We start from the raw sequence: 25,818 nt of genomic DNA, 5'->3' as shown, positions 1-25,818 counted from the left end.
TGTAGTCGTTGTAGTTGTAGGTTCCTCTGTGGTTGTTGTAGTTGTTGTGGTAGTTGGTTCCGGAGTTGTAGTGGTTGTAGTTTTATCACCATCAACACCACCATCTGCTCGAATATTTGATACAGAAGAATTCTTTTCTATGGCCACAACAGCTGCTTCGCCTTTTATACGATACCAGGCTTGGCTATGGTTTTCAAATTTAGCTTGATCAGGATTTGTTACTTTTGTTTTATATATAACTGTGAAACCTGTTAGTACGGCGTCTTCTTGAGGAATTTTAATTGAAATTTTTCCAGTTTGCGCATCTGCAGTAAATTGAGCATTAGGGAAATCCTTTAAGAAGTTTGTAATCGCATCAGATCCACTATAGTAACCCGACTTTTTACCTGTTACGATAATCATCCAACTATCTGTTTTTAAAGTGTGGCCTGGCTGAATTTGATCTTCAACGCGTACTTCATCATCAACATCCACCTTCATATTATTGATATTTAAGCTCCATAGAATATGATCGGGATCGTTAGCTTTCATGTCCCCGGCCTTTAAGTAAAATGGTGCAGAGGACTTTCCAGTAGCTACTTTCTTGACGGAAATCTCTACAGTTTTTGTCCCACTCGTGATACGAAAACTACCAGTGTGTTCTTTCTCAGTATTTGTTTCGTTGTGGGCTTCGATTTCAAACTCCCCCCAACCACGAATGTTTTCAAGATTTGTGATTCCGTCATTAAAGGTCACTTTGGCTTCTCCATCAGTGATTACCATATCTCCTACATACGTACCTTCAATCGTTAATTTAATGGTTTTCTTAAATCCAGCTCCATGAATTGTTCCTGAATCTGGCCAAGTTACTTGGAGGGTATCTCCTGACTTAATTTTTTGAGCATGCTCGTCAAAAGTGAATTTAACAGTTGTTTGGCCTCCGTTATACAATTCGTTTGATGAAACAGTTAATGAGCTGACATTATTGCTAACATCAGCTGCTTGCACCACTTTTTTTGGAGTGATGAGAATTAGTAGTAACGGTAAAAACGCAATAAATAGAAGCTTAGGCAGTTGTCCCTTAAAAATTCTTTTCATTTTTTCCAATATATCTCCTAAATTTTTAAAATCATTGTTTGTGTCAAGTACACGTTATAGGACTTTTTGAAAATTATTTAAAGATTCTCCTTCCTAAAGTTTTTAGTTATAAAACAATCCTATGTAGTGAATTATATCACAAGGCATACCAGATTTCAATACTATAACTTTGATTATTTAAATTAAATAGTAGAAATATCTTAATGTGTTGTGCATCAAATATCAGATAATTGGAATTGACTCTTAAATAAATTGTCGAAAACGGTAAGTATTGCTTTTTCTCTAAAAAAGCGTATAATCAAAATCATACTATTTAAAGGGAGTCTCTATGAAGAAGAGTTTTATTCACCAACAAGAAGAAATTTCATTTGTAAAAACAACGTTTACTCAATATTTGAAAGACAAACTAGAAGTCGTTGAGGTTCAAGGTCCAATCTTAAGCAAGGTAGGAGATGGGATGCAGGACAACCTATCCGGAGTGGAAAACCCTGTCTCTGTAAAGGTCTTACAAATTCCTAATGAAACTTATGAAGTGGTTCATTCCCTTGCAAAATGGAAGCGTCATACCTTGGCGCGGTTTGGCTTTGGGGAAGGGGAAGGTCTCTTCGTCCATATGAAGGCTCTTCGTCCAGATGAAGATTCTTTGGATGCAACCCACTCAGTTTATGTCGACCAATGGGACTGGGAAAAGGTCATTCCAAATGGGAGCCGTAACCTAGCTTACTTGAAGGAAACAGTTGAAAAAATCTACAAGGCCATTCGTTTGACGGAGTTAGCAGTTGAAGCTCGCTATGATATTGAATCGATCCTGCCGAAGCAAATCACCTTTATCCACACAGAAGAGTTGGTAGAGCGTTATCCTGACTTGACACCGAAAGAACGGGAAAATGCCATCACCAAAGAATATGGAGCTGTCTTTTTGATTGGGATTGGTGGCGTCTTATCAGATGGCAAACCACACGATGGACGGGCACCAGACTATGACGACTGGACAACAGAAACCGAAAATGGCTACAAGGGCTTAAACGGGGATATCCTTGTTTGGAATGATAACCTAGGGGCGGCATTCGAATTATCTTCTATGGGGATTCGGGTTGATGAAGACACCCTCAAGCGCCAGGTTGCTATTACAGGAGATCAAGATCGTTTAGAATTGGAATGGCACCGCGCGCTCTTGAATGGCCTCTTTCCACTAACTATAGGAGGTGGGATCGGTCAATCGCGGATGGCTATGTTCTTGCTTCGTAAGAAACATATCGGAGAAGTCCAAACCAGCGTCTGGCCGCAGGAAGTTCGCGAACAATATGAAAATATCTTATAAAATAGTTGAAAGTAAAGAAACGAAAGAAATCGAGCCTTGCATGTGATGCGGGCTCTATTTTTAAGGGTTGGAGAAGTTACCTTTTTCTATTCCTGATAGGCTTGTAGACTGATTTTATCGCTTGAGCACTGTCACGGACTATAAATTATGATAGAATAAATAGTACAAAGCAAGCAAAGGAGTGGTGTCTATGAAATTACAAAAACCAAAAGGAACCCAAGATATCCTGCCACAGGAATCCGCTAAGTGGCAATATGTAGAAGGATTTGCTCGCGAAACCTTTAAAAAATACAATTACGCAGAAATCCGAACACCTATTTTTGAACATTACGAGGTCATTAGTCGTTCGGTAGGGGATACAACGGATATCGTGACCAAGGAGATGTACGACTTCTATGACAAGGGTGATCGTCATATTACTTTGCGTCCGGAAGGGACAGCACCAGTGGTCCGCTCCTATGTTGAAAATAAACTCTTTGCACCAGAGGTTCAAAAACCAAGCAAGGTCTATTATATCGGCCCTATGTTCCGTTATGAGCGTCCTCAGGCTGGCCGTTTGCGTCAGTTCCACCAGATTGGCGTAGAATGCTTTGGATCTAGCAATCCTGCAACAGACGTTGAGACGATTGCCATGGCTGACCAATTCTTCAAAGAGATTGGCATTGAAAATGTCGTCCTCCACTTGAATACCCTTGGTAGCACCGCTAGTCGGGCAGCTTATCGTCAAGCTTTGATCGACTACCTCCTTCCAATGAAGGACCAACTTTCAAAAGATAGCCAACGTCGTCTAGAGGAAAATCCGCTCCGCGTCTTGGACTCAAAAGAAAAAGAAGACAAGCAAGCGGTTGAGAATGCTCCATCTATCCTGGACTATTTAGACGAAGAAAGCCAGGCACACTTTGATGCCGTACGGGCTATGCTAGACGGTCTCGGAATTGACTATGTCATCGATACCAATATGGTACGTGGCCTAGACTACTATAACCACACTATTTTTGAGTTCGTGACAGAAGTAGATGGGAATGAGTTGACCGTTTGTGCGGGTGGTCGTTACGATGGCTTGGTAGAATATTTTGGTGGACCAGAAACGCCAGGTTTCGGTTTTGGGATGGGACTTGAGCGTCTCTTGTTGATCCTCGATAAACAAGGAGTTGAGCTTCCTGTTGAGACATCGTTGGATGTCTACATTGCTGTGTTAGGTTTAGAAGCAGAAGTAGCCGCTTTGGAATTGGTTCAGGCCCTTCGTCGTCAAGGCTTCATCGCAGAACGTGATTACCTAGGCCGTAAGTTGAAGGCTCAGTTCAAGTCAGCTGACGTCTTTGGGGCCAAAACCATCATTGCTCTTGGTGGTAGCGAGGTTGAAAGTGGGCAAATCACCGTCAAAAACAACCAGACTCGCCAGGAAGTGACCACGTCCATCGAAGAAGTAAAAAATGATTTTCAGACTATTTTGAATCAACTATAAAAAGAAAAGACGGATGCCGAGAAGGTATCGGTCTCAGATTGAAGGAAAAATTCTTAGAAACTTTCCTTAGGTGAGTACGGACGTCAGCGAACTTCGTAGAAGTTCGCTGACTTATTAAGATACAAAGGGCGTCTGCGGATAAAGTCAAAATAGGAAGTTTGACGCAGAATCTWTVGATTCTAGGAGAACTTATCTTTTTGACACAATCCGCAGCCTGTGTTCAATTCGTTTTGAACCCCCTCGCTCTTTAATTTCCGGGCTCAGGCTAAAACAGTTTCCCAAACTGTTTTACTCCCAAAACTCCCGAGTACTTGAAAAAATGGTGTTTCAAGCATTTTTCTCACAGCGGAAAGTTTCAGAGATTCTTAAATGACTCAAAGTAATAGAAGTCAATTTTTTGAAAAATTATCTAGCTATTTTAAGTAAAAAATAGTCTGTCTTTTTTGTCTGTCCTCTATTTTCTCCTTGTGGAGAAAGCTGACAGTTGGGTCCATTTTTGATATACTAGTAGGGTATGCATGTGCTCTCAAGCACTTGCAAGTCTAGTAAAGGAAAAACAAAGTATGAGTGAGAAAGAAAAAGAATCGCATAAACTTGGCTTAAGTGTCGGGTCCAGTTTTCAAAATACTCAAGAGCTACGAAAGGTATTGGAACAATCGATTAGTCGGGAAGAAGAAGTTTTGACAGCTAGTCAACCGGTGGAATCAGAGCAGAACCAGGAAGAGAGCCAGGTTGCTGGAGAAGCGATGGAAACAGAAGCTTCGGCCGGAACTCTAAGTCGCCTATCACGATCTGGTCATCGTCGCAAAGAGAAGGTTGAAGCGAGATCGAAAGACCAAGAGGATGTAGAAGAGTCGTTAGAAGACCAAGAAGATGAAAAGTCGTTGGGGCGCTACGCCACTAAGCGACCAGTTCCCTTGTCACTACCAATTGCTTTTAGTGTCCTACTTGGGCTGGTTCATGTAGCCCTTCCTTTTATCAACTTACTGGCGACCAATCAACAAACCCAGGACTTATATGCCGGTTGGGCAATGTCTCAAGGTCAAGTTCCCTATGGTCATTTCTTTGGGGTCAATGGTTTGCTCTACTACGGAATCAGCGCTTTAGGAAGTTTGGTAGGAGGTCAAGTTCTCCTGGTGGTCTTCCAGATTTTAGCCTACTTTTTTGCTGGGACGAGCCTGTATCGGATGGTCAGAAGCTTAGTTGCAAGTGAAAAAATTGCAGGACAAGTTCAGCTACTCTTCTACCTTCTTGCTGGAGTGCTTGGATTTGGCGGCAATTACGCTGTCTTTTACGCCCTGCCCTTCCTATTTGGCTCTATGAATTTCATTCTCGCTTATCTAGAGGGTGAGAAAACAGATGAATCCTTTGTCGCTTATGGCGCAGGAGCCTGTTTGGCCTTTATGATGGTGCCATGGCTGAGTGTGATTTTTTATCTGCTTGCTTTTCTTGGATTGACAGCCTATCATGTGAAGCAAAAGAAATTTGCCCACGGCTTCTATCAATTCCTTGCTGCCCTCTTGGGTTTCTCTCTTGTCTTTTATCCCTTAGGCTACATCACCGTGTGGAACGGCTCTTTTGGATATGCGATTCATCAGACCTTGTATAGTCTTCGCTCCCTCCAGTTTGATGCGGGGCACCTATTTGCCAACTTAGTTTATTACTGTTTATTGCTGTTAACGCTTGGTTTTGCTTCAGCTTTCGTCATGTCCTTCCGAAAAGTATCGACAAGTGGTCAACGTTTGATCCGGTTTATGAGTTGGTTTGGTCTTCCGCTAGTTGTTGCAATTGTGGTTGGTACACCAGAGCAAGGGGTCTATCAGTTCCTTAGCTTGTTACCTTTTGGTCTTCCCTTATTCGCTCTTTGGTTTGCCGGGGATGAGTCCACTTATCAGCGCCGGAAGATGAAGAATAATTCTATCTGGGAGCTTTATTTCTCCAGTCAAGCCTTCCTACCGATCTTAGCAATAGGTTATTTAGTTGGGTATCCAGTTGTGAATCAATTGGTTCTCCAAAACAACCTAGCGAGTGAACGAAGTACGATTGCCCACTATATCAAGAGTCATAGTGATTCCAAGGATACCATATATGCTTGGGATCAGACGGCCCATCTCTATCAGGAAAGTGGTCGCTTGGCCGCTTCAGCCCTTCTAACTCCGACAGCCTATCTGGGGCCGAAGGAAAACCGAACTAATCTGACGAATCAGATTAAGCAAGACAAGCCGAAGTTTATTGTGGTCAATAAGGACCTAGATGTAACGTCTGCTATGCAAAAGGTTTTAACCCAAAGTTATGAAAAAGTGAACCAGCAGGGTTCGCATTACACCTTGTACCAATATAAATAGACTATCAATATCTTGTGGTTTGAAAATGAAATGACATTTTTTGACACAAGATATTGATTTTTTATTTTTGAGTGATATAATATGGAGTGAATTCTATTTGTATAAAAAAGAAAGTGGGCGAGCTTATGATAACGTTACGAGAAGAGCATATCCAAAGTCTCCCCCAACTCTTTGTAGAAAAGAGAGATGGGCGGAAGGTCAAGTTTGATGTCGATAAAATTTACCGTGCTTTGGTCAAAGCGACAGAAGAAGTGACCGGTCTCACTCCGGCCTTGGAAGCGAAATTAGAAACCGTAACAGACCGGATTGTGGCTGAAATTTTGGAACGCTTCCCTCGTGGCGTAAAAATTTACGAGATTCAAAATGTCGTTGAGCATGAGTTGTTGCAAGCCAATGAATATGCGATTGCCGAGAGCTATATTACCTATCGCACGCAGCGTGATTTTGAGCGCTCAAAGGCAACGGATATCAACTTTACCATCGGCAAGCTCCTCAACAAGGACCAAGCTGTCGTTAATGAAAATGCCAATAAGGACAGCGATGTTTTTAATACCCAGCGCGATTTGACAGCAGGAATTGTCGGCAAGTCTATTGGTCTTAAAATGTTGCCCAAACACGTAGCCAATGCCCACCAAAAAGGGGATATCCACTACCATGATTTGGACTATAGCCCTTACACTCCGATGACCAACTGTTGTTTGATCGATTTTGAAGGCATGCTGCGCAATGGTTTTAAGATTGGGAATGCAGAAGTAGAAAGTCCCAAGTCCATCCAAACTGCAACGGCACAGATCTCGCAAATCATTGCCAATGTAGCCTCTAGCCAGTATGGCGGTTGCTCAGCTGACCGGATCGACGAAGTCTTGGCTCCTTATGCAGAAAAGAATTATCAGAAGCACTTGAAAGATGCAGAGGAGTGGGTTCTCCCTGAAAAACGCGAGGACTATGCTTGGAGCAAGACTCAAAAAGATATCTATGATGCCATGCAATCCTTGGAGTACGAGATCAATACCCTCTTTACCTCAAATGGGCAAACGCCCTTTACTTCGCTGGGCTTTGGGCTTGGAACCAATCGCTTCGAACGGGAAATTCAAAAGGCCATTCTGGAAATTCGAATCAAAGGACTTGGTTCAGAACACCGGACCGCTATTTTCCCTAAGTTGATTTTTAGTTTAAAAAGAGGCCTCAACTTAGAACCAGGTAGTCCCAACTACGACATCAAGCAGTTGGCCTTGGAATGTGCGACCAAACGCATGTATCCAGACGTTTTGTCTTATGACAAAATTGTTGAGTTGACGGGCTCCTTCAAGGTGCCCATGGGATGTCGTTCTTTCCTTCAAGGTTGGAAGGATGAAAATGGTGTGGAAGTCAATTCTGGTCGGATGAACCTAGGGGTTGTGACAGTCAATCTCCCTCGGATTGCCTTGGAGTCAGAAGGGAATAAAGAAAAGTTCTGGGAAATTTTTAATGAGCGGATGAACATCGCGGAAGATGCTTTGATCTATCGGGTAGAGCGGACCAAGGAAGCGACTCCAGCCAATGCCCCAATTCTCTACCAATATGGCGCTTTTGGGAAGCGTTTGGGTAAATATGCCCAGGTAGACCAGCTCTTCCGTCATCGCAGAGCAACCATTTCACTCGGCTATATTGGATTGTATGAAGTAGCGACTGTCTTTTATGGTCCAAATTGGGAAGAAAATCCAGAAGCCAAACAATTTACAATCGAAATCATTAAGGATATGAAGAAACGGGTCGAAGAATGGTCCGACCAATATGACTACCACTTCTCAATCTATTCGACGCCATCAGAAAGTTTGACAGACCGCTTCTGTCGCCTGGATACGGAGAAATTTGGGAAGGTTCCGGATATCACAGACAAGGAATACTACACCAATAGTTTCCACTACGATGTCCGCAAGAACCCAACCCCATTTGAGAAGCTGGATTTTGAAAAAGTCTATCCAGAAGCTGGGGCGACTGGTGGTTTCATCCACTATTGTGAATACCCTGTGCTCCAACAAAATCCAAAAGCGCTTGAAGCAGTTTGGGATTATGCTTATGACAGGGTTGGTTATCTCGGAACCAATACCCCAATTGACCGTTGCTATAAGTGTGACTTTGAAGGAGACTTCACGCCAACCGAGCGGGGCTTCACCTGTCCTAATTGTGGCAATAGCGATCCGAAAACAGTTGATGTGGTTAAACGGACCTGTGGCTATCTTGGAAACCCACAAGCTCGCCCCATGGTCAATGGTCGTCATAAGGAAATCGCTGCGCGTGTTAAACACATGAATGGTTCTACTATCAAATCAGCTGGACACCAAGTGACAGATTAGAAAAGGAAGATTATGGGAAAATATCAATTAGACGATAAGGGCAAGGCTCAGGTACAACGATTCCACGAAAAGCACTCGACAGGCGGAATCAATAAAAAAGACCGAGTAGCCAGCCTAAGAGAGCAATTTTTAAAAAAGACTAAGAAAAAATAAAAGTGAGAGTTCGCTCTCGCTTTTCTCGTATGGGGAGGTAAAGATGGAATTACGCAGACCGACTCTAGCAGATAAAGAAACTGTATTAGACATGATGGCAGAGTTTGAAGCGAATCAATCAGCTCACGATGGCGGATTTTGGGATGCTGAGAACTTTGACTACGAAGAGTGGTTGGAGACAAATATGCAAAAAGAAATGGGAATAAATTTGCCTGAAAATCGTGTTCCATCAATTCAGTACGTATTGTTTGATAAATCAGGCCATGCTTTAGGTTTTTTGAATCTACGGCTGAGACTAAATGAGGGGTTGCTGAATTATGCTGGTCATATCGGCTATAGTATCCGTCCCTCTGCGCGTGGGCAAGGATTGGCAAAAGAGCAGCTGCGGCAAGGCTTGCAAGTAGCCAAAAGTAAAAATATCAAACGTGCTTTAGTGACTTGTGATAGTGACAATGCTGCCAGTCGAGCAGTGATTCTGACTAATGGCGGAGCTTTAGAGGATGTTCGAGGCGGGAAAGAGCGCTATTGGATTGATTTAGATTGAGGAAAGTTTATGAAGTTACAACGACCAACTTTAGAAGATAAAGACGCGATTTTAGAGATGATTACTGAGTTCGATGCTGCAAAATCCTATATGCACGGTGGCATGGGCTCCACTTGGAAGCGAGCAAAGGATTTTGCGGATTGGTTGCGAATTGTAGAGCAGCAGGAGGATACTGAGAATCTGCCAGAATGCTGGGTTCCTACCATTCAATTTTTATCCTTTGATGAGACTGGCTACCCTCTGGGCTTTTTAGCCCTGCGCTTGTCCTTGAATGACAAATTATTTGTAGAGGGTGGTCACATTGGCTATTCCATCCGGCCCAGTCAACGCAGAAAGGGCTTGGCTAAGTTGCAGCTAGAGCTAGGACTAGCAGAGGCTCGAAAACAAGGACTAGAACGAGTGCTGATTACCTGTGATGAAGACAACGAAGCTAGCCGTCGCACGATTCTATCTGCTGGCGGTGTTTACGAAAATACAATCGACAGAAGTCAGCGCTACTGGATAGAGTTAGATGGGGAGGTGTCATGAACAATCCCAAACCTCAAGAATGGAAAAGTGAAGAACTGAGTCAAGGGCGCATCATCGACTATAAGGCTTTTAACTTTGTGGATGGCGAAGGAGTACGCAACTCCCTCTATGTAGCAGGTTGCATGTTTCACTGTGAGGGCTGTTACAATGTAGCCACCTGGTCTTTCAACGCAGGCATTCCCTACACCAAAGAGTTGGAAGAGCAGATCATGGCCGATCTGGCCCAACCCTATGTTCAGGGCTTGACCTTGCTTGGGGGGGAACCCTTTCTCAACACTGGCATCCTGCTGCCCTTGGTCAAGCGGGTGAAAAGAGAATTGCCCGACAAAGATATCTGGTCTTGGACCGGCTACACCTGGGAAGAAATGATGCTGGAGACGCCGGACAAATTGGAGCTACTTTCGCTGATTGATATTCTGGTGGATGGTCGCTATGATAAGAGCAAGCGCAACCTGATGTTGCAGTTTCGTGGCTCTTCCAACCAGCGGATCATTGATGTTCAAAAATCCCTCAAAGAAGGAAAAGTCGTCATCTGGGACAAGCTCAATGATGGCAAGGACTCCTATGAACAAGTGAAAAGAGAGTAGCCAGAGTCGGAGGGCAGATAAATTGATGAAGAGAGGTTTTTCGTTGATTTTCAGTTTGCAAGCAGTGGGCTCTTTTTTCAGACAATTTCATTCTCACTGACAAAATTCACAAGAATTCATGGTATAATGGAATAGATTGTACGAAAGTTAGAGGAGTCTAATTCGTATCTTAAGGAACAGAATGAGGAAATGTACATGACATTAGTTTATCAATCAACGCGTGATGCGAAAAATACCGTAACAGCCAGCCAGGCGATTTTGCAAGGTTTAGCAACAGATGGAGGCTTATTTACTCCAGTGAGTTATCCAAAGGTGGACTTGGATTTTGACACATTAAAAGATGCTTCTTATCAAGAGGTAGCTAAACTTGTCTTGTCAGCCTTCTTGGATGACTTTACAGCTGAAGAGTTGGACTACTGTATCACCAATGCCTATGACAGCAAGTTTGATACACCAGCTATTGCCCCTCTTGTCAAACTTGATGGTCAATACAACTTGGAATTGTTCCACGGTTCAACCATCGCATTTAAAGACATGGCCTTGTCGATCTTGCCTTACTTCATGACGACAGCTGCTAAGAAACACGGCTTGGAAAACAAAATTGTTATCTTGACAGCGACATCTGGTGACACTGGGAAAGCTGCTATGGCAGGGTTCGCGGATGTTCCAGGTACTGAAATTATCGTCTTTTATCCAAAAGACGGTGTCAGCAAGGTGCAAGAGTTGCAAATGACCACTCAAACGGGCGAAAATACCCATGTCATCGCCATTGATGGAAACTTTGACGATGCTCAGACAAATGTGAAGCATATGTTCAATGATGTGGCCCTCCGTGAAAAATTGGCAGCCAACAAGCTCCAGTTCTCATCAGCTAACTCTATGAATATTGGTCGTTTGGTCCCACAGATTGTTTATTATGTTTATGCCTACGCTCAACTTATTAAAACTGGCGAGATTAATACTGGTGACAAGGTTAACTTCACTGTACCGACAGGAAACTTCGGAAATATCTTGGCGGCATTTTATGCTAAGCAAATCGGCCTACCAGTCGGTAAGTTGATTTGTGCTTCAAATGACAACAATGTCTTGACAGACTTCTTTAAGACTCGTGTCTATGACAAGAAGCGTGAGTTTAAGGTAACCACTAGCCCATCTATGGATATCTTAGTGTCTTCAAACTTGGAGCGTCTCATTTTCCATCTTTTGGGAAATGATGCGGTTAAGACAGCTGAACTCATGACTGCCTTGAATACGCAAGGTCAGTATGAATTGACAGATTTTGATGAAGAAATCCTTGACCTTTTTGCAGCCGAGTATGCGACAGAAGCAGAAACAGCAGCAGAAATCAAGCGTGTTTATGAGTCAGATGCTTATATTGAGGACCCTCATACAGCAGTTGCTTCAGCAGTTTATAAAAAATACCAAGCAGCGACAGGCGATGCGGCCAAGACCGTAATTGCATCAACAGCTAGTCCTTACAAATTCCCAGTGGTTGCGGTGGAAGCTGTAACAGGGAAATCAGGTTTGAGCGACTTTGAAGCCTTGGCTCAATTACATGAAATCTCAGGTGTAGCCTTGCCACCAGCAGTGGATGGTCTCGAAACTGCTCCAGTTCGTCACAAGACAACTGTTGCAGCAACAGATATGCAGGCTGCAGTTGAAGCCTATTTGGGATTGTAAGTGGGAGTCCCAAAATTAGAAAGCAGAAGTCTCTAGGACTTGACTGAATAAATCTCACAATAGTTCTACAAGCAGAACTCAGTTAGGCAACTAGCTGAGTTTCTTTTCATCAGGAGGAAAGTGTGTCACGTCAACAACAAGTAGATCGACAAATTTTAAGAATTGCCCTTCCAGCCATCGGAGAAAACTTTCTCCAAATGCTCATGGGGATGGTAGATAGCTACTTGGTTGCTCAGTTGGGTTTAGTAGCTGTATCGGGTGTATCCGTTGCAGGCAATATCATTACGATTTACCAAGCTATTTTTATCGCTCTTGGAGCAGCGGTCGTGAGTCTCTTGTCCAAAAGTATGGGACAAAAAGATCAGAAAGCCATAGCTCGTCAGGCGACTGAATCTATTAAAGTCACGGTTTTATTAAGTTGTATCTTGGGGGTCTTATCCCTCTGCTTTGGCAAGGAATTGATTGCCCTCTTGGGGGTTGAAGCAGCGGTTGCAGAAGCCGGAGGAATTTATTTATCCCTTGTCGGAGGAAGTATTTTGCTTTTAGGTCTGATGACTACCTTGGGAGCCCTAGTCCGTGTGGCCCATAACCCGCGACTACCCATGTATGTCAGTTTGTTGACCAATGTTTTGAATGCTCTATTATCGAGCATCTTGATCTTTGTTTTTGGGCTGGGCATCGCCGGGGCTGCCTTAGGAACGGTTCTCTCTCGCTTATTAGGGGCTTTCTTGCTCTGGCGTCAGGTTCAACTTCCCTTTGCTCCTTTTCGTTGGGGCTTGGATCGAGACTTGCTCTCCCTTGCTTTGCCTGCTGCTGGTGAGCGCCTCATGATGCGAGCAGGGGATATTGTCATCATTGCTATGGTGGCCGTTTTTGGTACTAGAGCGGTAGCTGGGAATGCTATTGGGGAAGTCTTGACCCAGTTCAACTATATGCCGGTCTTTGGGATTGCGACAGCGACGGTCATGTTGGTCGCCAAAAGTTTGGGGCAGAATGATTTACAAGGGATTAAGCAAATCACCAGTCGTAGTTTCTGGCTCTCTTTTCTCTCCATGCTTCCTCTCGCCCTTACCATCTTCTTGTTTGGAAGTCCTTTGACAGCCCTTTACACCAAGGATTCAGGAGCCCTTGCGGCCTCCTTATCCGTCATTTTGTTCTCCTTACTTGGAACGCCTCTGACAGCTGGAACCGTCATCTATACGGCTGTTTGGCAAGGTTTGGGCAATGCCCGCCTTCCCTTTTATGCGACTACTATTGGTATGTGGGTGATTCGGATTGGCTCTGGATATCTGATGGGAGTCATCTTTGGTTGGGGCTTTCCAGGTATTTGGGCAGGTACCCTCTTGGACAATGGTTTTCGCTGGTTTTTCTTAAAAACACTCTATCATCGGAAATGGAAGGAATAAAATGTATGACACGAGCTTTTATTTGGGATTTGGATGGAACTCTTTTGGATTCTTATGAAGCTATTTTAGATGGGATTGCTGAGACCTATGCCCATTACTCTTTGGACTTTGATCGAGAAGCGGTCCATGCCTTTATCCTTCAACAATCTGTCCAGATACTTCTTGAAGAAGTGGCTAGAGAACATGGTTTGGATGCGGAGGAGATGAATAGTTATCGTGCTTCTAGCTTGCGTGAGAAAAACGCCCAAGTGCATCTGATGCCAGGAGCTAGAGACATTCTAGCTTGGGCTAAAGAGGAAGGGATTGTCCAATTCGTCTATACCCACAAGGGGAAGAATGCTTATCCAATTCTGGAAGATCTAGGGATCTTATCCTATTTTCAAGAGATTGTCACAACGGACAATGGCTTTAGGAGAAAACCAGATCCAGAAGGAGTCGATTATCTAGTGGATAAGTATCAACTGGATCGGAGTGAGACCTATTATATTGGAGATCGAACTCTGGATGTTGATTTGGCAGACAATGCAGGAATCGGGAGTATTAATTTTTTGGATTACAAGCCGGATGTCAATCATGCGATTCGTCATTTGGATGACATTCGCCTCTATTTTGAAGAAGAAAAAAGTTAACTTATTTAACAAAGCTAGGCTTCTTTGTTGCTGGAATGGCGCTATGAAAAGAATCCGTAAACAATTTGTTTTGGAAATGAAATAATTCCTTAAGAAATCTTTAAGATAAATCCGATATAATAAAACCATAAACAAAGACCTCCTAACTTTGTTTATGAAATCCTAAAACTTTTCTTTTTCATAATAATCTCCCTAAAAGGCCACCAAATCCGGTGGTCTTTTACTTTGCTTTTCTTAGGAGGAAATTATTTCGTTTGAGGTAAGCAAATTTATTGCTTCGATTTTTTAAAATGATATACTTGATAAATCAATTATTGATAAGTCAATAAAAAAGATCGGAGAGAAGGAATGTCAGAAATGCATGACTTGCTTTATCAGTTGAAGCTAGCTGATCAGTCTTCAACCCAATTATTTGAAAAACAATTGGGCATTAGTCTGACTCGTTATCAGATGCTTCAGTTGTTAGTAGCAGAAGCGCCGTGTAGCCAAGCGGCCCTTCAGGAGAAACTAGCAATTGACCCTGCAGCCTTAACCCGCCACTTCAAAGTCTTAGAAGCTAGTGGCTATGTTACTCGTACTCGCAATCCAGAAAATCAACGGGAGATTGTGGTGGAACTTACGGAGTTTGCCAGAGATCGGTTGTTGGTCCACCCCCCAGCACATCATCTACAGGTAAAAGGCCAGATGGATCAGATTCTTTCTGAAAAAGAGCGGAATCAGTTGAGTCACTTACTCGAAAAGTTGGTGTCTGGCCTCGAGCAAATTACATTTTAAAAGGAGAATAATATGTCTATCTTAACCATTGTTTTAGCAAGTCTTGCTGCTTTTGAGCATTTCTATATTTTTTACCTTGAGAGTTTAGCAACCCACTCGGCATCGACTGGTCGTGTCTTTAATATGGATCAGGAAGAATTGCATCGTCCATCTGTGACGGCTCTCTTCAAAAACCAAGGCATTTATAATGCTCTGATTGGTGTCTTCCTCCTCTACGGCCTCTTTGTAGCTAGAAATAGTGAAATTGTCACGATCTTTCTGCTCTTTATTATTGGTGCAGCAGCTTATGGGGCTGTAACTTCTAATAAAAAAATCATCTTGACCCAAGGTGGTCCAGCAATAGTCGCTTTAGCCAGCCTTCTTCTGCTTGGATAAGGATCAACTCTTCCAGATTGGGAAGAGTTTTTCTTTCCTATTCTTAGGGCTGCGATGGCAAGGGCTCCGTCTTCAGTTACCAGCTTGCAGCAAAAACAACTGCATGCTTTGCGCCTCAGCTTTTAGTTTTCTTGAAGCTTTCTATAAGGAATGGTTTAGGTTTCTCTTGTATACTAAACTCATCCAATAAGAAATGAAGTACAGCAAATGAAAATCTCAGTTAATTATCCAAAACGCTTTAAGAAATTGCCACAACAAGGTTCTTGTTACGGCGAATAAACACTTCTCTTCATTTTTCATAAGAAACTCCTAAAGAAGGCTCTACCCGAAAGGGTAGAGTTTTTATGTACCAGAGACCTTGTGATTCGTGATATAATAGGCCTATGGAAAAAAAGAACAAATTACTACTCATCGACGGGTCTTCCGTCGCTTTTCGTGCCTTTTTCGCACTCTATAATCAAATCGATCGCTTCAAAAATGCCAATGGGTTGCATACCAATGCGGTCTATGGCTTTAACCTCATGTTGAGCCATCTCTTGGAGCGCATCCAACCGACTCATGTCCTCGTTGCTTTCGATGCAGGAAAGACGACCTTTCGGACGGAGATGTATGCCGACTACAAAGGAGGTCGGGCAAAAACACCAGATGAATTCCGTGAGCAGTTCCCTTTTATTCGCGAGCAACTAGATCATTTGGGGATCCGCCATTATGAGCTAGCCCAGTATGAAGCGGATGATATTATTGGAACGCTAGATAAGATGGCAGAAACTAGCTCGGTGCCATTTGAAGTCACCATTGTCTCTGGGGATAAGGATTTGATCCAGCTGACAGATGATAATACGGTGGTTGAGATTTCCAAAAAAGGGGTAGCAGAGTTTGAGGAATTCACTCCAGCCTATCTGAAAGAAAAAATGGGTCTGACGCCAGAGCAATTTATCGACCTCAAGGCCTTGATGGGAGATAAGTCGGATAATATCCCAGGTGTTACTAAGATCGGAGAAAAGACAGGGATCAAACTACTCCTAGAGTATGGCTCTCTCGATGGTATTTACGAGCATATCGATGAGATGAAGGCTTCTAAGATGAAGGAAAACCTCATCAACGACAAGGAGCAGGCCTATCTGTCCAAGACTCTCGCGACCATCGATACCAATGCGCCCATTGAGATTGGCCTGGATGATATCACCTATACGGGCCCCCATCTAGAAAATCTCGCCAAGTTTTTTGAGGAGATGGGCTTCAAGCAACTCCGTCAGGCCTTGGATCTCAGTGGAGAAGAGGCGGCTCCTGTAGCTATTGACTATACAGAAGTCGAGCAAGTCACTCCAGATATGCTTACGGAAGATAGTTTCTTCCATTTTGAGATTTTTGGGGACAACTACCATACGGAACCCATCATCGGTTTTGCATGGGGGACCAAAGGTCAGCTCTACGCAAGTACTGGTACTGATCTTTTACAAACACCGATTTTCAAAGAATTTCTCGAAAAAACGCCCCTCAAGGTCTATGACTTTAAGCGGGCCAAGGTCTTGCTCAGCCACTTGGGCATTACCTTGCAAAAGCCAGCTTTTGACAGTCGATTAGCCAAGTATCTCTTGTCGACCGTAGAGGACAATGAAATTTCAACCATTGCGAGCCTCTATAGTCAGATTGCGCTGCCACTGGACGAAGTTGTTTATGGCAAGGGAGCCAAAAAAGCGATCCCAGAAAAGACCGCCCTATTAGAGCATTTGGCACGAAAAGTCGCTGTTCTACTGGATACCGAAGAGCCCATGATGGAGCAGTTGCAAGCCCATGATCAATTAGATTTGCTCTATGATATGGAGCAACCACTAGCAGCTGTTTTGGCCAAGATGGAAATCGCAGGGATTAAGGTAGAACGCCAAACCCTCAAAGACATGCAGGTGGAAAACGAAGTGGTCTTGGAGCGCTTAACCCAAGAAATCTACGAGCTTGCTGGAGAAGAGTTTAATATCAATTCTCCAAAACAATTGGGGGTCATCCTCTTTGAAAAATTGGAACTCCCACTTGAATATACTAAGAAGACCAAAACCGGCTATTCCACAGCCGTTGATGTTTTGGAACGCCTAGCCCCAATCGCACCGATCGTGTCTAAGATTCTTGAATACCGCCAAATTGCCAAGATCCAATCGACCTATGTCATCGGTCTTCAAGATTGGATTTTGGAAGATGGGAAGATCCATACCCGCTATGTACAGGATTTGACGCAGACAGGCCGTTTGTCTAGCGTGGATCCCAACCTGCAAAATATCCCTGTCCGTTTGGAACAAGGCCGTCTCATTCGCAAGGCCTTTGTCCCAGAAGAGGAAAATAGTGTCTTGCTCAGTTCGGACTATTCACAGATCGAATTGCGCGTCTTGGCCCATATTTCGGGAGATGAGCATTTGATTGATGCCTTTAAACATGGGGCAGATATCCATACATCGACTGCTATGCGGGTCTTCAATATTGAAAAACCAGAAGATGTGACGCCGAATGACCGTCGCAATGCAAAAGCAGTAAACTTCGGTGTGGTTTATGGAATTTCCGACTTTGGACTGTCTAATAATCTAGGGATCAGTCGAAAAGAAGCCAAGGCCTACATTGAAACCTATTTCGAACGCTACCCTGGCATCAAGAGCTATATGGAAAGAGTGGTACGGGAAGCGCGTGACAAAGGCTATGTAGAAACTCTCTTCAAGCGTCGTCGGGAGATTCCAGATATCAATTCTCGCAACTTCAATGTTCGAGGCTTTGCGGAGCGGACGGCTATCAACTCACCCATCCAAGGATCGGCAGCCGACATCTTGAAAATTGCTATGATCCACTTGGGCCAAGCGCTAGAAGCAGGGGCATATAAGACCAAGATGCTCCTTCAGGTCCACGACGAAATTGTTCTGCAAGTACCAAGTGATGAACTGGCAGCGATCAAAGAACTCGTCAAAGAGACCATGGAATCTGCTATCGAACTTGCAGTTCCACTAGAAGCTGATGAGAATGAAGGCAAAACATGGTATGAAGCCAAATAAGATTGAGTTTGTTTAAAACAGAAAGCGGTAGGAGACTTTTCAGTTTCCTACCGCTTTTAACGACAAACACTTGCAATGCCCTTCGTATTGTTATACTATTTAAAGAAAGGAAACGCATACAAAAAGGAGATTCTTATGGCTTATTCATTTCGCAATCCTAGTGATGGCATTATCAAACATTACCTCGAAACCAGTAAAGTCATTGCTGTAGTTGGATTATCTGACCGTGAAGAGACGACCAGCCATCGTGTCAGCGAGGAGATGCAAGAGCGGGGCTATCGGATTATTCCCGTTAATCCTCGTGCAGCCGGTGGCCAAATCCTTGGAGAAAGGGTGTATGCTAGCTTGCAGGAAATTCCTTTCCCGGTAGATATCGTCGATGTTTACCGTCGCAGTGAGTTTTTGCCAGATGTAGCGCGTGACTTTATCGAGTCGGATGCGAAGATTTTCTGGGCGCAACTAGAGCTGGAAAATCAAGAAGCAGAAGAAATCCTTCGTGGAGCTGGACGAGAAGATATCGTCATGAACCGCTGTATCAAACGCGAGCACACTCGCTTGGTCTTAGGAGAAGGATAGCTTTTGATTTATCTCAGAACCTCTCGTCTTTCATCCAGTGATTAAACTGATACGAGAGGTGAAATAAATACAGACGGATTTCCCTAACAGAGATAAAAGAACCCACCTAGTGCTTTGGAGAATGGCTCCAATCGAAGGTGGGTTTTCTTGTTTTCTTTGTTAATCAAGTGGATTAGACTTTGGTAGATCCGGCGCCTTTTGCTGGAAGCGACTGTCCGCCTGCATCCGTTTTTGAAGGAGGGTATGGTAGAAGATGATTTGGCAACTGGTTGCATAAGGTTTAACATAAAAATTCGCCATTCCTAAAGTGAAAAAAGATAGAATTTGCCAACCGAGCAGACTCAAATCAAGAACAAGGCGGTGGCTCTTAAAGCCTTTCATCTCTTCCTTACTTTGGCGGAGGATAGACATGGGACCGTCATAGGTTCCTGTCATCAGTCGACTATATAGGATCAATTCGACCAAACTATACTGGTAATAAAAAGGGAGGAAGAGTAGGAGCCCAACCAGAGCCATTAAGAGGCCGGTCGTCATCGTTGGAGCTAACTTAAGAATTGCTTGAACTTCTGGAGTATCCGCTCTAAGGGTAGACGTAGTGGAGGAGGATTCATTGATAGCGAGAACGTGATAGCTGACCACCGTTAAGAGAAGTTGACTCACATAGAGGAGGCTCCCCCACAAAGACAGGATAACTTGCTTAATGAATAGCGTTAAAAACGCAGGTGTAAAATACTGGCTCTGAAAGATGGTGAAGATACCAAAGTTCTTTTCTCCCTTGCTAGAGGCAGAAATCAAAAAGCGAAAAGTTGCCCCTAAATAGAGAAAAGAAAGGATAAATCCAATAATCGCAGGGAAAATCTGCCGGCTTAGAAGAAAGAGCATCCCTTCTCTAAGTTCCATGTGAGCAAGTGTTTCAGTGATGTCTGTCCCTGTCAGCATGTAACTTGCAAGGATTGTCAGGAAAGTTGGTAAGGCAAAGTAGGAGAAGACTTTGGGATGTTGCAATTGCAGCTGACGAGCTTGAGCACGAACCAATTTGATATTCATAATGTCCTCTTTCATGGTAGTAGTACCCTTTATTATAACACAAGTCCGTGACAGAGCTGGTAAAATTTGGTACAATCGTACAGGTGCTCACAGGAGATCCTGTGACAGGAATAAGAAGGCTGGGACTGTTTTTCCCAGTACGGAGGTAACCATGACAGATTCACCGATTCAATATCGATTAATCAAAAAAGAAAAGCATACAGGAGCTCGTCTGGGAGAAATTATCACCCCCCACGGGACCTTCCCAACCCCAATGTTTATGCCTGTAGGGACTCAGGCAACCGTTAAGACTCAATCGCCAGAAGAACTCAAGGAAATGGAGTCCGGAATTATTTTGGCCAACACCTACCATCTCTGGCTTCGTCCGGGGGACGACTTGGTCGCAAAAGCAGGAGGACTGCACCAGTTCATGAACTGGGACCAGCCCATTTTAACAGATAGTGGAGGCTTCCAGGTCTATTCACTAGCGGATACCCGCAATATCACCGAAGAAGGGGTAACCTTTAAAAATCACCTCAATGGTTCGAAGATGTTCCTCTCCCCAGAAAAGGCCATCTCGATCCAAAACAATCTAGGGAGCGATATCATGATGTCCTTTGACGAATGTCCTCAGTTCTATCAACCCTATGATTATGTGAAGAAATCAATCGAACGGACCAGTCGTTGGGCAGAACGTGGCCTTAAGGCTCATCGTCGCCCTCATGATCAAGGTCTTTTCGGGATTGTCCAAGGGGCTGGATTTGAAGACTTGCGCCGTCAGTCTGCGCGTGATCTCGTTAGCATGGACTTCCCAGGCTATTCTCTCGGTGGATTAGCTGTTGGAGAAAGCCATGAAGAGATGAATGCCGTGCTGGATTTCACAACCCCTCTCTTACCAGAGAACAAGCCTCGCTATCTCATGGGAGTAGGAGCTCCAGACAGTCTGATCGATGGCGTTATTCGTGGAGTGGACATGTTTGACTGTGTCTTGCCGACGCGGATTGCGCGAAATGGCACCTGTATGACTAGTCAAGGACGTCTGGTGGTGAAAAATGCGCAATTTGCAGAAGACTTTACGCCACTAGACCACGAGTGTGATTGCTACACTTGTAAGAATTACACCCGTGCTTATCTTCGCCACCTCCTCAAGGCAGATGAGACCTTCGGCATTCGCTTGACCAGCTACCACAACCTATACTTCTTGATTAACCTCATGAAGCAGGTCCGTCAAGCCATCATGGATGACAATCTTTTAGAATTTCGTGAGCATTTTGTCGAAAAATATGGCTATAACAAATCAGGGCGGAATTTCTAGGAAGAGCTAAATAGAAAGAACAAAGATTACAGCCATCTGAGAATAATAGGAATAACTGCGAGACGCAGTGGTTGATTGGTATCTTTGTTCACTTGTTAAGCTCCCAAGATAACCTAATCTGCGGGGGCGAGACGACGAACAAATTTGGAAATAAATTTGTTCTGTCTCGCTCCCTTTTTTCTATATAATAGCAACTTTTTTAGCACTTTATTTCTTTCGAAAACACTTTCATCAAAAAAAACGAAAAAAACTACTCAAATCCCTTGCATTGGGGCTTTCATTGTGTTAAACTACTATGGTGCTGTGAAAAACAGCTATTAGCTTTGATGCAAGAGGTTGCGACACGCTCGGTTGCATTGCCACGCAACGCGCGTCGGTTTTCTTGTGGAGCTAGCCTATTATCTTAAATAGACGAAAAGGAGAAAAAGATGGCAAACAAAAAAATCCGCATCCGTTTGAAAGCGTACGAACACCGTACACTTGATACAGCGGCTGCAAAAATCGTAGAATCAGCTACTCGTACAGGTGCACAAGTTGCGGGTCCAATCCCACTTCCAACTGAGCGTAGCCTCTACACAATCATTCGTGCGACTCACAAATACAAAGATTCTCGCGAACAATTCGAAATGCGTACACACAAACGTTTGATCGATATCATCAACCCAACTCAAAAAACAGTTGATGCTTTGATGAAATTGGATCTTCCAAGCGGTGTAAACGTAGAAATCAAACTTTAATCTAAAGCTTGATACCTTGAGCATAAAAAACGCTCGTTAAAAACTTTTTGAATAAAAAAACTATAGAAAAGGAACTATTTTCTCATGACAAAAGGAATCTTAGGGAAAAAAGTGGGAATGACTCAAATCTTCACTGAAGCTGGCGAATTGATCCCTGTAACAGTTATCGAAGCAACTCCAAACGTTGTTCTTCAAGTTAAAACTGTTGAAACAGATGGTTACAACGCTATCCAAGTTGGTTTCGATGACAAACGCGAAGTATTGAGCAACAAACCTGCTAAAGGACATGTAGCAAAAGCTAACACGGCTCCTAAGCGCTTCATTCGTGAATTCAAAAACGTTGAAGGCTTGGAAGTTGGTGCTGAAATCACAGTTGATACTTTCGAAGCTGGAGACATTGTTGATGTAACTGGTACTTCTAAAGGTAAAGGTTTCCAAGGTGTTATCAAACGCCACGGACAATCACGTGGACCTATGGCTCACGGTTCTCGTTACCACCGTCGTCCAGGTTCTATGGGACCTGTTGCACCTAACCGCGTATTCAAAGGTAAAAACCTTGCAGGACGCATGGGTGGCGATCGTGTAACGATTCAAAACCTTGAAGTTGTACAAGTTGTTCCAGAAAAGAACGTTATCCTTATTAAAGGTAACGTACCAGGTGCTAAGAAATCTCTTATCACTATCAAGTCAGCAGTTAAAGCTGGTAAATAATAAGGAAAGGGGAATACAGTCAAAATGGCAAATGTAACATTATTCGACCAAACTGGTAAACAAGCGGGCGAAGTTGTTCTTAACGATGCGATCTTTGGTATCGAACCAAACCAAGCAGTTGTATTTGATGTGATCATCAGCCAACGTGCTAGCCTTCGTCAAGGGACTCACGCAGTTAAAAACCGCTCAGCCGTTTCAGGTGGCGGACGCAAACCATGGCGTCAAAAAGGAACTGGACGTGCTCGTCAAGGTTCTATCCGCTCTCCACAATGGCGTGGTGGTGGAATCGTCTTCGGACCAACTCCACGTAGCTATGCGTACAAACTTCCTCAAAAAGTTCGTCGCCTTGCGCTTAAATCTGTTTACTCAGAAAAAGTTGCTGAAAACAAATTTGTAGCCGTTGATTCTCTTGAATTTACAGCTCCAAAAACTGCTGAATTTGCAAAAGTTCTTGCAGCTTTGAGCATCGATTCTAAAGTCCTTGTTATTCTTGAAGAAGGAAACGAATTCGCAGCTCTTTCAGCTCGTAACCTTCCAAACGTGAAAGTTGCGACTGCTACAACTGCAAGTGTTCTTGACATCGCAAATAGTGACAAACTTCTTGTTACTCAAGCAGCTATCTCTAAAATCGAGGAGGTTCTTGCATAATGAATTTGTATGATGTTATCAAAAAACCTGTTATCACTGAAAAGTCAATGGCTCAACTTGAAGCAGGCAAATATGTATTCGAAGTTGACACTCGCGCTCACAAACTTTTGATCAAACAAGCTGTTGAAGCTGCCTTTGAAGGTGTAAAAGTTGCGAATGTGAACACTGTAAACGTAAAACCAAAAGCTAAACGTGTTGGGCGTTACACTGGTTTTACTTCAAAAACTAAAAAAGCTATCATCACGCTTACAGCTGATTCAAAAGCAATCGAGTTGTTCGCTACTGAAGCTGAATAATCTAAGGAGGAAATATCGTGGGAATTCGTGTTTATAAACCAACAACAAACGGTCGCCGTAATATGACTTCTTTGGATTTCGCTGAAATCACAACAAGCACACCAGAGAAATCTTTGCTCGTTTCATTGAAGAGCAAAGCAGGTCGTAACAACAACGGACGTATCACAGTTCGTCACCAAGGTGGTGGACACAAACGTCATTACCGTTTGATTGACTTCAAACGTAACAAAGATAACGTTGAAGCAGTTGTAAAAACAATTGAGTACGATCCAAACCGTTCTGCAAACATCGCTTTGGTACACTACACTGACGGTGTGAAAGCATACATCATCGCTCCAAAAGGTCTTGAAGTTGGTCAACGCATCGTTTCAGGTCCAGAAGCAGATATCAAAGTCGGAAACGCTCTTCCACTTGCTAACATCCCAGTTGGTACTTTGATCCACAACATCGAATTGAAACCAGGTCGTGGTGGAGAATTGGTACGTGCTGCTGGAGCTTCTGCTCAAGTATTGGGTGCTGAAGGTAAATACGTACTTGTTCGTCTTCAATCAGGCGAAGTTCGTATGATCCTTGGTACTTGCCGTGCTACAGTTGGTGTTGTCGGAAACGAACAACATGGACTTGTAAACCTTGGTAAAGCTGGTCGTAGCCGTTGGAAAGGTATCCGTCCAACAGTTCGTGGTTCTGTAATGAACCCGAATGATCACCCACACGGTGGTGGTGAAGGTAAAGCACCAGTTGGTCGTAAAGCACCATCTACTCCATGGGGCAAACCTGCTCTTGGTCTTAAAACTCGTAACAAGAAAGCGAAATCTGACAAACTTATCGTTCGTCGTCGCAACGAGAAATAATTTAGAACTAGTCGCTTAAGCGCTAGATGATCCGCCAGCTCGGTAGCGCTCCTTGTGAGCGCAAGCCGCTGTGGTACTATATTTAAAGGAGAAAAAAATAAAATGGGACGCAGTCTTAAAAAAGGACCTTTCGTCGATGAGCATTTGATGAAAAAAGTTGAAGCTCAAGCTAACGACGAAAAGAAAAAAGTTATCAAAACTTGGTCACGTCGTTCAACGATCTTCCCAAGTTTCATTGGTTACACTATCGCAGTTTATGATGGACGTAAACACGTACCTGTTTACATCCAAGAAGACATGGTAGGTCACAAGCTTGGTGAATTTGCACCAACTCGTACTTACAAAGGTCACGCTGCAGATGACAAGAAGACACGTAGAAAATAAGGAGAACATAAATGGCAGAAATTACTTCAGCTAAAGCAATGGCTCGTACAGTGCGTGTTTCACCTCGTAAATCACGTCTTGTTCTTGACAACATCCGTGGTAAAAGCGTAGCCGATGCAGTAGCAATCTTGAAATTCACTCCAAACAAAGCAGCTGAAATCATCTTGAAAGTGTTGGATTCAGCAGTAGCAAACGCTGAAAACAACTTTGGTTTGGAAAAAGCAAACTTGGTAGTATCTGAAGCATTCGCAAACGAAGGACCAACGATGAAACGTTTCCGTCCACGTGCGAAAGGTTCAGCTTCACCAATCAACAAACGCACAAGCCACATCACAGTGGTTGTGACAGAAAAATAAGGAGGTAACATCGTGGGTCAAAAAGTACATCCAATTGGAATGCGTGTCGGCATCATCCGTGATTGGGATGCCAAATGGTATGCTGAAAAAGAATACGCGGATTACCTTCATGAAGATCTTGCAATCCGCAAATTTATTCAAAAAGAATTAGCTGACGCAGCGGTTTCTACTATTGAAATCGAACGCGCAGTAAACAAAGTTAACGTTTCTCTTCACACTGCTAAACCAGGTATGGTTATCGGTAAAGGTGGAGCAAACGTCGATGCACTTCGTGCAGCTCTTAACAAATTGACAGGTAAACAAGTTCACATCAACATCATCGAGATCAAACGTCCTGACTTGGATGCTCACCTTGTTGGTGAAGGAATTGCTCGTCAATTGGAGCAACGTGTGGCTTTCCGTCGTGCTCAAAAACAAGCGATCCAACGTACTATGCGCGCTGGAGCTAAAGGAATCAAAACTCAAGTATCAGGTCGTTTGAACGGTGCAGATATTGCTCGTGCTGAAGGATACTCTGAAGGTACAGTTCCACTCCACACACTTCGCGCAGACATCGATTACGCTTGGGAAGAAGCAGATACAACTTACGGTAAACTTGGTGTTAAAGTATGGATCTACCGTGGTGAAGTTCTTCCAGCTCGTAAAGACGCTAAAGGAGGTAAATAACCA

Annotated in this window: 26 protein-coding genes; 24 read left to right on the top strand and 2 right to left on the bottom strand. The window is 43.5% G+C overall.

Going from position 1 to position 25,818, the window contains the following annotated elements; translation table 11 throughout:
• Nucleotides 1-1,077 (bottom strand): collagen binding domain-containing protein (locus tag ADF75_RS05545; RefSeq protein ID WP_048789426.1); only part of this gene is annotated, 1,077 nt, incomplete at its 3' end.
• A 328-nt stretch (nucleotides 1,078-1,405) separates the two neighbouring features.
• Between ADF75_RS05545 and asnA the strand changes: the two genes are divergently transcribed.
• The 15 genes from asnA to ADF75_RS05475 all read left to right on the top strand — a co-directional run bounded on the left by asnA (nucleotide 1,406) and on the right by ADF75_RS05475 (nucleotide 18,825).
• Nucleotides 1,406-2,398: an aspartate--ammonia ligase gene (gene asnA / locus ADF75_RS05540; RefSeq protein ID WP_048692049.1), complete on the top strand. Its 993-nt coding sequence runs from the start codon at nucleotides 1,406-1,408 to the stop codon at nucleotides 2,396-2,398.
• Between the two features lie 190 nt (nucleotides 2,399-2,588).
• Nucleotides 2,589-3,863 carry a histidine--tRNA ligase gene (gene hisS / locus ADF75_RS05535; protein WP_048692046.1) on the top strand — a complete coding sequence of 425 codons (1,275 nt, stop codon included), beginning with the start codon at nucleotides 2,589-2,591 and terminating at the stop codon, nucleotides 3,861-3,863.
• A gap of 563 nt (nucleotides 3,864-4,426) precedes the next feature.
• Complete coding sequence (locus ADF75_RS05530) at nucleotides 4,427-6,208, top strand: heme transporter CcmD (RefSeq protein ID WP_048789424.1); 1,782 nt, start codon at nucleotides 4,427-4,429, stop codon at nucleotides 6,206-6,208.
• 125 nt (nucleotides 6,209-6,333) lie between these two features.
• Nucleotides 6,334-8,544, top strand: coding sequence for an anaerobic ribonucleoside-triphosphate reductase (gene nrdD, locus ADF75_RS05525; RefSeq protein WP_048690589.1), 2,211 nt, complete (start codon nucleotides 6,334-6,336; stop codon nucleotides 8,542-8,544).
• A 12-nt stretch (nucleotides 8,545-8,556) separates the two neighbouring features.
• The gene (locus ADF75_RS10525; RefSeq protein ID WP_125330069.1) at nucleotides 8,557-8,697 is read left to right on the top strand and encodes a hypothetical protein; all 141 of its coding nucleotides are present in this window, start codon (nucleotides 8,557-8,559) and stop codon (nucleotides 8,695-8,697) included.
• Nucleotides 8,698-8,740: 43 nt separating this feature from the next.
• The gene (locus ADF75_RS05520) at nucleotides 8,741-9,241 is read left to right on the top strand and encodes a GNAT family N-acetyltransferase (RefSeq protein WP_048690585.1); all 501 of its coding nucleotides are present in this window, start codon (nucleotides 8,741-8,743) and stop codon (nucleotides 9,239-9,241) included.
• 9 nt (nucleotides 9,242-9,250) lie between these two features.
• The gene (locus tag ADF75_RS05515) at nucleotides 9,251-9,769 is read left to right on the top strand and encodes a GNAT family N-acetyltransferase (RefSeq protein ID WP_048690583.1); all 519 of its coding nucleotides are present in this window, start codon (nucleotides 9,251-9,253) and stop codon (nucleotides 9,767-9,769) included.
• Nucleotides 9,766-10,356: an anaerobic ribonucleoside-triphosphate reductase activating protein gene (gene nrdG, locus ADF75_RS05510; RefSeq protein ID WP_048690582.1), complete on the top strand. Its 591-nt coding sequence runs from the start codon at nucleotides 9,766-9,768 to the stop codon at nucleotides 10,354-10,356. Before ADF75_RS05515 ends, nrdG begins: the two co-directional genes overlap by 4 nt.
• Before the next feature lie 195 nt (nucleotides 10,357-10,551).
• Nucleotides 10,552-12,036, top strand: coding sequence for a threonine synthase (thrC, locus tag ADF75_RS05505; protein ID WP_048789425.1), 1,485 nt, complete (start codon nucleotides 10,552-10,554; stop codon nucleotides 12,034-12,036).
• A 122-nt stretch (nucleotides 12,037-12,158) separates the two neighbouring features.
• Nucleotides 12,159-13,442: an MATE family efflux transporter gene (locus ADF75_RS05500; protein WP_048789423.1), complete on the top strand. Its 1,284-nt coding sequence runs from the start codon at nucleotides 12,159-12,161 to the stop codon at nucleotides 13,440-13,442.
• A gap of 5 nt (nucleotides 13,443-13,447) precedes the next feature.
• Complete coding sequence (locus tag ADF75_RS05495; RefSeq protein WP_048789422.1) at nucleotides 13,448-14,071, top strand: HAD-IA family hydrolase; 624 nt, start codon at nucleotides 13,448-13,450, stop codon at nucleotides 14,069-14,071.
• 348 nt (nucleotides 14,072-14,419) lie between these two features.
• Nucleotides 14,420-14,845, top strand: a complete 426-nt coding sequence (locus ADF75_RS05490; RefSeq protein ID WP_048789421.1) for a MarR family winged helix-turn-helix transcriptional regulator — start codon at nucleotides 14,420-14,422, stop codon at nucleotides 14,843-14,845.
• Between the two features lie 12 nt (nucleotides 14,846-14,857).
• A complete protein-coding gene (locus ADF75_RS05485) occupies nucleotides 14,858-15,220 on the top strand; it encodes a DUF1304 domain-containing protein (RefSeq protein ID WP_048789420.1) in 363 nt (120 codons plus the stop codon).
• Between the two features lie 383 nt (nucleotides 15,221-15,603).
• Nucleotides 15,604-18,249 carry a DNA polymerase I gene (polA, locus tag ADF75_RS05480; protein ID WP_048789419.1) on the top strand — a complete coding sequence of 882 codons (2,646 nt, stop codon included), beginning with the start codon at nucleotides 15,604-15,606 and terminating at the stop codon, nucleotides 18,247-18,249.
• Between the two features lie 135 nt (nucleotides 18,250-18,384).
• On the top strand, nucleotides 18,385-18,825 hold the full coding sequence (locus ADF75_RS05475; protein ID WP_048789418.1) for a CoA-binding protein: 441 nt from the start codon (nucleotides 18,385-18,387) through the stop codon (nucleotides 18,823-18,825).
• A 159-nt stretch (nucleotides 18,826-18,984) separates the two neighbouring features.
• On the opposite strand, the gene ADF75_RS05470 is transcribed toward ADF75_RS05475, so the two are convergent.
• Nucleotides 18,985-19,872, bottom strand: coding sequence for a DUF975 family protein (locus ADF75_RS05470; protein ID WP_229099959.1), 888 nt, complete (start codon nucleotides 19,870-19,872; stop codon nucleotides 18,985-18,987).
• Nucleotides 19,873-20,023: 151 nt separating this feature from the next.
• Here ADF75_RS05470 and tgt point away from each other — a divergent pair, with 151 nt between their 5' ends.
• The 9 genes from tgt to rpsC all read left to right on the top strand — a co-directional run bounded on the left by tgt (nucleotide 20,024) and on the right by rpsC (nucleotide 25,815).
• The gene (gene tgt / locus ADF75_RS05465; RefSeq protein WP_048789416.1) at nucleotides 20,024-21,166 is read left to right on the top strand and encodes a tRNA guanosine(34) transglycosylase Tgt; all 1,143 of its coding nucleotides are present in this window, start codon (nucleotides 20,024-20,026) and stop codon (nucleotides 21,164-21,166) included.
• 428 nt (nucleotides 21,167-21,594) lie between these two features.
• Complete coding sequence (rpsJ, locus tag ADF75_RS05460; RefSeq protein WP_003009585.1) at nucleotides 21,595-21,903, top strand: 30S ribosomal protein S10; 309 nt, start codon at nucleotides 21,595-21,597, stop codon at nucleotides 21,901-21,903.
• Nucleotides 21,904-21,987: 84 nt separating this feature from the next.
• Nucleotides 21,988-22,614: a 50S ribosomal protein L3 gene (rplC, locus tag ADF75_RS05455; protein ID WP_003010846.1), complete on the top strand. Its 627-nt coding sequence runs from the start codon at nucleotides 21,988-21,990 to the stop codon at nucleotides 22,612-22,614.
• 24 nt (nucleotides 22,615-22,638) lie between these two features.
• A complete protein-coding gene (gene rplD / locus ADF75_RS05450) occupies nucleotides 22,639-23,262 on the top strand; it encodes a 50S ribosomal protein L4 (protein WP_003009591.1) in 624 nt (207 codons plus the stop codon).
• Nucleotides 23,262-23,558 (top strand): 50S ribosomal protein L23, encoded by a 297-nt coding sequence (locus ADF75_RS05445; protein WP_006595190.1) that lies wholly within the window; start codon nucleotides 23,262-23,264, stop codon nucleotides 23,556-23,558. Before rplD ends, ADF75_RS05445 begins: the two co-directional genes overlap by 1 nt.
• Before the next feature lie 17 nt (nucleotides 23,559-23,575).
• On the top strand, nucleotides 23,576-24,409 hold the full coding sequence (gene rplB, locus ADF75_RS05440; RefSeq protein WP_048690562.1) for a 50S ribosomal protein L2: 834 nt from the start codon (nucleotides 23,576-23,578) through the stop codon (nucleotides 24,407-24,409).
• Between the two features lie 102 nt (nucleotides 24,410-24,511).
• The gene (rpsS, locus tag ADF75_RS05435; RefSeq protein WP_000533766.1) at nucleotides 24,512-24,793 is read left to right on the top strand and encodes a 30S ribosomal protein S19; all 282 of its coding nucleotides are present in this window, start codon (nucleotides 24,512-24,514) and stop codon (nucleotides 24,791-24,793) included.
• A gap of 11 nt (nucleotides 24,794-24,804) precedes the next feature.
• Nucleotides 24,805-25,149 (top strand): 50S ribosomal protein L22, encoded by a 345-nt coding sequence (gene rplV / locus ADF75_RS05430; RefSeq protein ID WP_048789415.1) that lies wholly within the window; start codon nucleotides 24,805-24,807, stop codon nucleotides 25,147-25,149.
• 12 nt (nucleotides 25,150-25,161) lie between these two features.
• Nucleotides 25,162-25,815, top strand: coding sequence for a 30S ribosomal protein S3 (gene rpsC / locus ADF75_RS05425; protein WP_006595187.1), 654 nt, complete (start codon nucleotides 25,162-25,164; stop codon nucleotides 25,813-25,815).
• Nucleotides 25,816-25,818: the final 3 nt, after the last annotated feature.

It is taken from the genome of Streptococcus sp. 1171_SSPC, assembly GCF_001069335.1.
Classification (GTDB): Bacteria; Bacillota; Bacilli; order Lactobacillales; family Streptococcaceae; genus Streptococcus; species Streptococcus xiaochunlingii.
Note: the sequence above shows the minus strand (reverse complement) of the source record. Positions and strands in the feature narration are given on the sequence as shown.

Excerpts from the sequence above, each read along its gene's own strand:
- hisS (WP_048692046.1), top strand. The coding sequence starts at position 2,589 with ATGAAATTACAAAAACCAAAAGGAACCCAAGATATCCTGCCACAGGAA.
- ADF75_RS10525 (WP_125330069.1), top strand. The coding sequence starts at position 8,557 with ATGGGAAAATATCAATTAGACGATAAGGGCAAGGCTCAGGTACAACGA.
- polA (WP_048789419.1), top strand. The coding sequence starts at position 15,604 with ATGGAAAAAAAGAACAAATTACTACTCATCGACGGGTCTTCCGTCGCT.
- ADF75_RS05490 (WP_048789421.1), top strand. The coding sequence starts at position 14,420 with ATGTCAGAAATGCATGACTTGCTTTATCAGTTGAAGCTAGCTGATCAG.
- tgt (WP_048789416.1), top strand. The coding sequence starts at position 20,024 with ATGACAGATTCACCGATTCAATATCGATTAATCAAAAAAGAAAAGCAT.
- ADF75_RS05485 (WP_048789420.1), top strand. The coding sequence starts at position 14,858 with ATGTCTATCTTAACCATTGTTTTAGCAAGTCTTGCTGCTTTTGAGCAT.
- nrdD (WP_048690589.1), top strand. The coding sequence starts at position 6,334 with ATGATAACGTTACGAGAAGAGCATATCCAAAGTCTCCCCCAACTCTTT.
- ADF75_RS05520 (WP_048690585.1), top strand. The coding sequence starts at position 8,741 with ATGGAATTACGCAGACCGACTCTAGCAGATAAAGAAACTGTATTAGAC.
- ADF75_RS05470 (WP_229099959.1), bottom strand. The coding sequence starts at position 19,872 with ATGAATATCAAATTGGTTCGTGCTCAAGCTCGTCAGCTGCAATTGCAA.
- ADF75_RS05495 (WP_048789422.1), top strand. The coding sequence starts at position 13,448 with ATGACACGAGCTTTTATTTGGGATTTGGATGGAACTCTTTTGGATTCT.
- asnA (WP_048692049.1), top strand. The coding sequence starts at position 1,406 with ATGAAGAAGAGTTTTATTCACCAACAAGAAGAAATTTCATTTGTAAAA.
- rplC (WP_003010846.1), top strand. The coding sequence starts at position 21,988 with ATGACAAAAGGAATCTTAGGGAAAAAAGTGGGAATGACTCAAATCTTC.
- thrC (WP_048789425.1), top strand. The coding sequence starts at position 10,552 with ATGACATTAGTTTATCAATCAACGCGTGATGCGAAAAATACCGTAACA.
- rplV (WP_048789415.1), top strand. The coding sequence starts at position 24,805 with ATGGCAGAAATTACTTCAGCTAAAGCAATGGCTCGTACAGTGCGTGTT.
- ADF75_RS05530 (WP_048789424.1), top strand. The coding sequence starts at position 4,427 with ATGAGTGAGAAAGAAAAAGAATCGCATAAACTTGGCTTAAGTGTCGGG.
- ADF75_RS05445 (WP_006595190.1), top strand. The coding sequence starts at position 23,262 with ATGAATTTGTATGATGTTATCAAAAAACCTGTTATCACTGAAAAGTCA.
- rpsJ (WP_003009585.1), top strand. The coding sequence starts at position 21,595 with ATGGCAAACAAAAAAATCCGCATCCGTTTGAAAGCGTACGAACACCGT.
- ADF75_RS05515 (WP_048690583.1), top strand. The coding sequence starts at position 9,251 with ATGAAGTTACAACGACCAACTTTAGAAGATAAAGACGCGATTTTAGAG.
- ADF75_RS05475 (WP_048789418.1), top strand. The coding sequence starts at position 18,385 with ATGGCTTATTCATTTCGCAATCCTAGTGATGGCATTATCAAACATTAC.
- nrdG (WP_048690582.1), top strand. The coding sequence starts at position 9,766 with ATGAACAATCCCAAACCTCAAGAATGGAAAAGTGAAGAACTGAGTCAA.
- rpsS (WP_000533766.1), top strand. The coding sequence starts at position 24,512 with ATGGGACGCAGTCTTAAAAAAGGACCTTTCGTCGATGAGCATTTGATG.
- rplD (WP_003009591.1), top strand. The coding sequence starts at position 22,639 with ATGGCAAATGTAACATTATTCGACCAAACTGGTAAACAAGCGGGCGAA.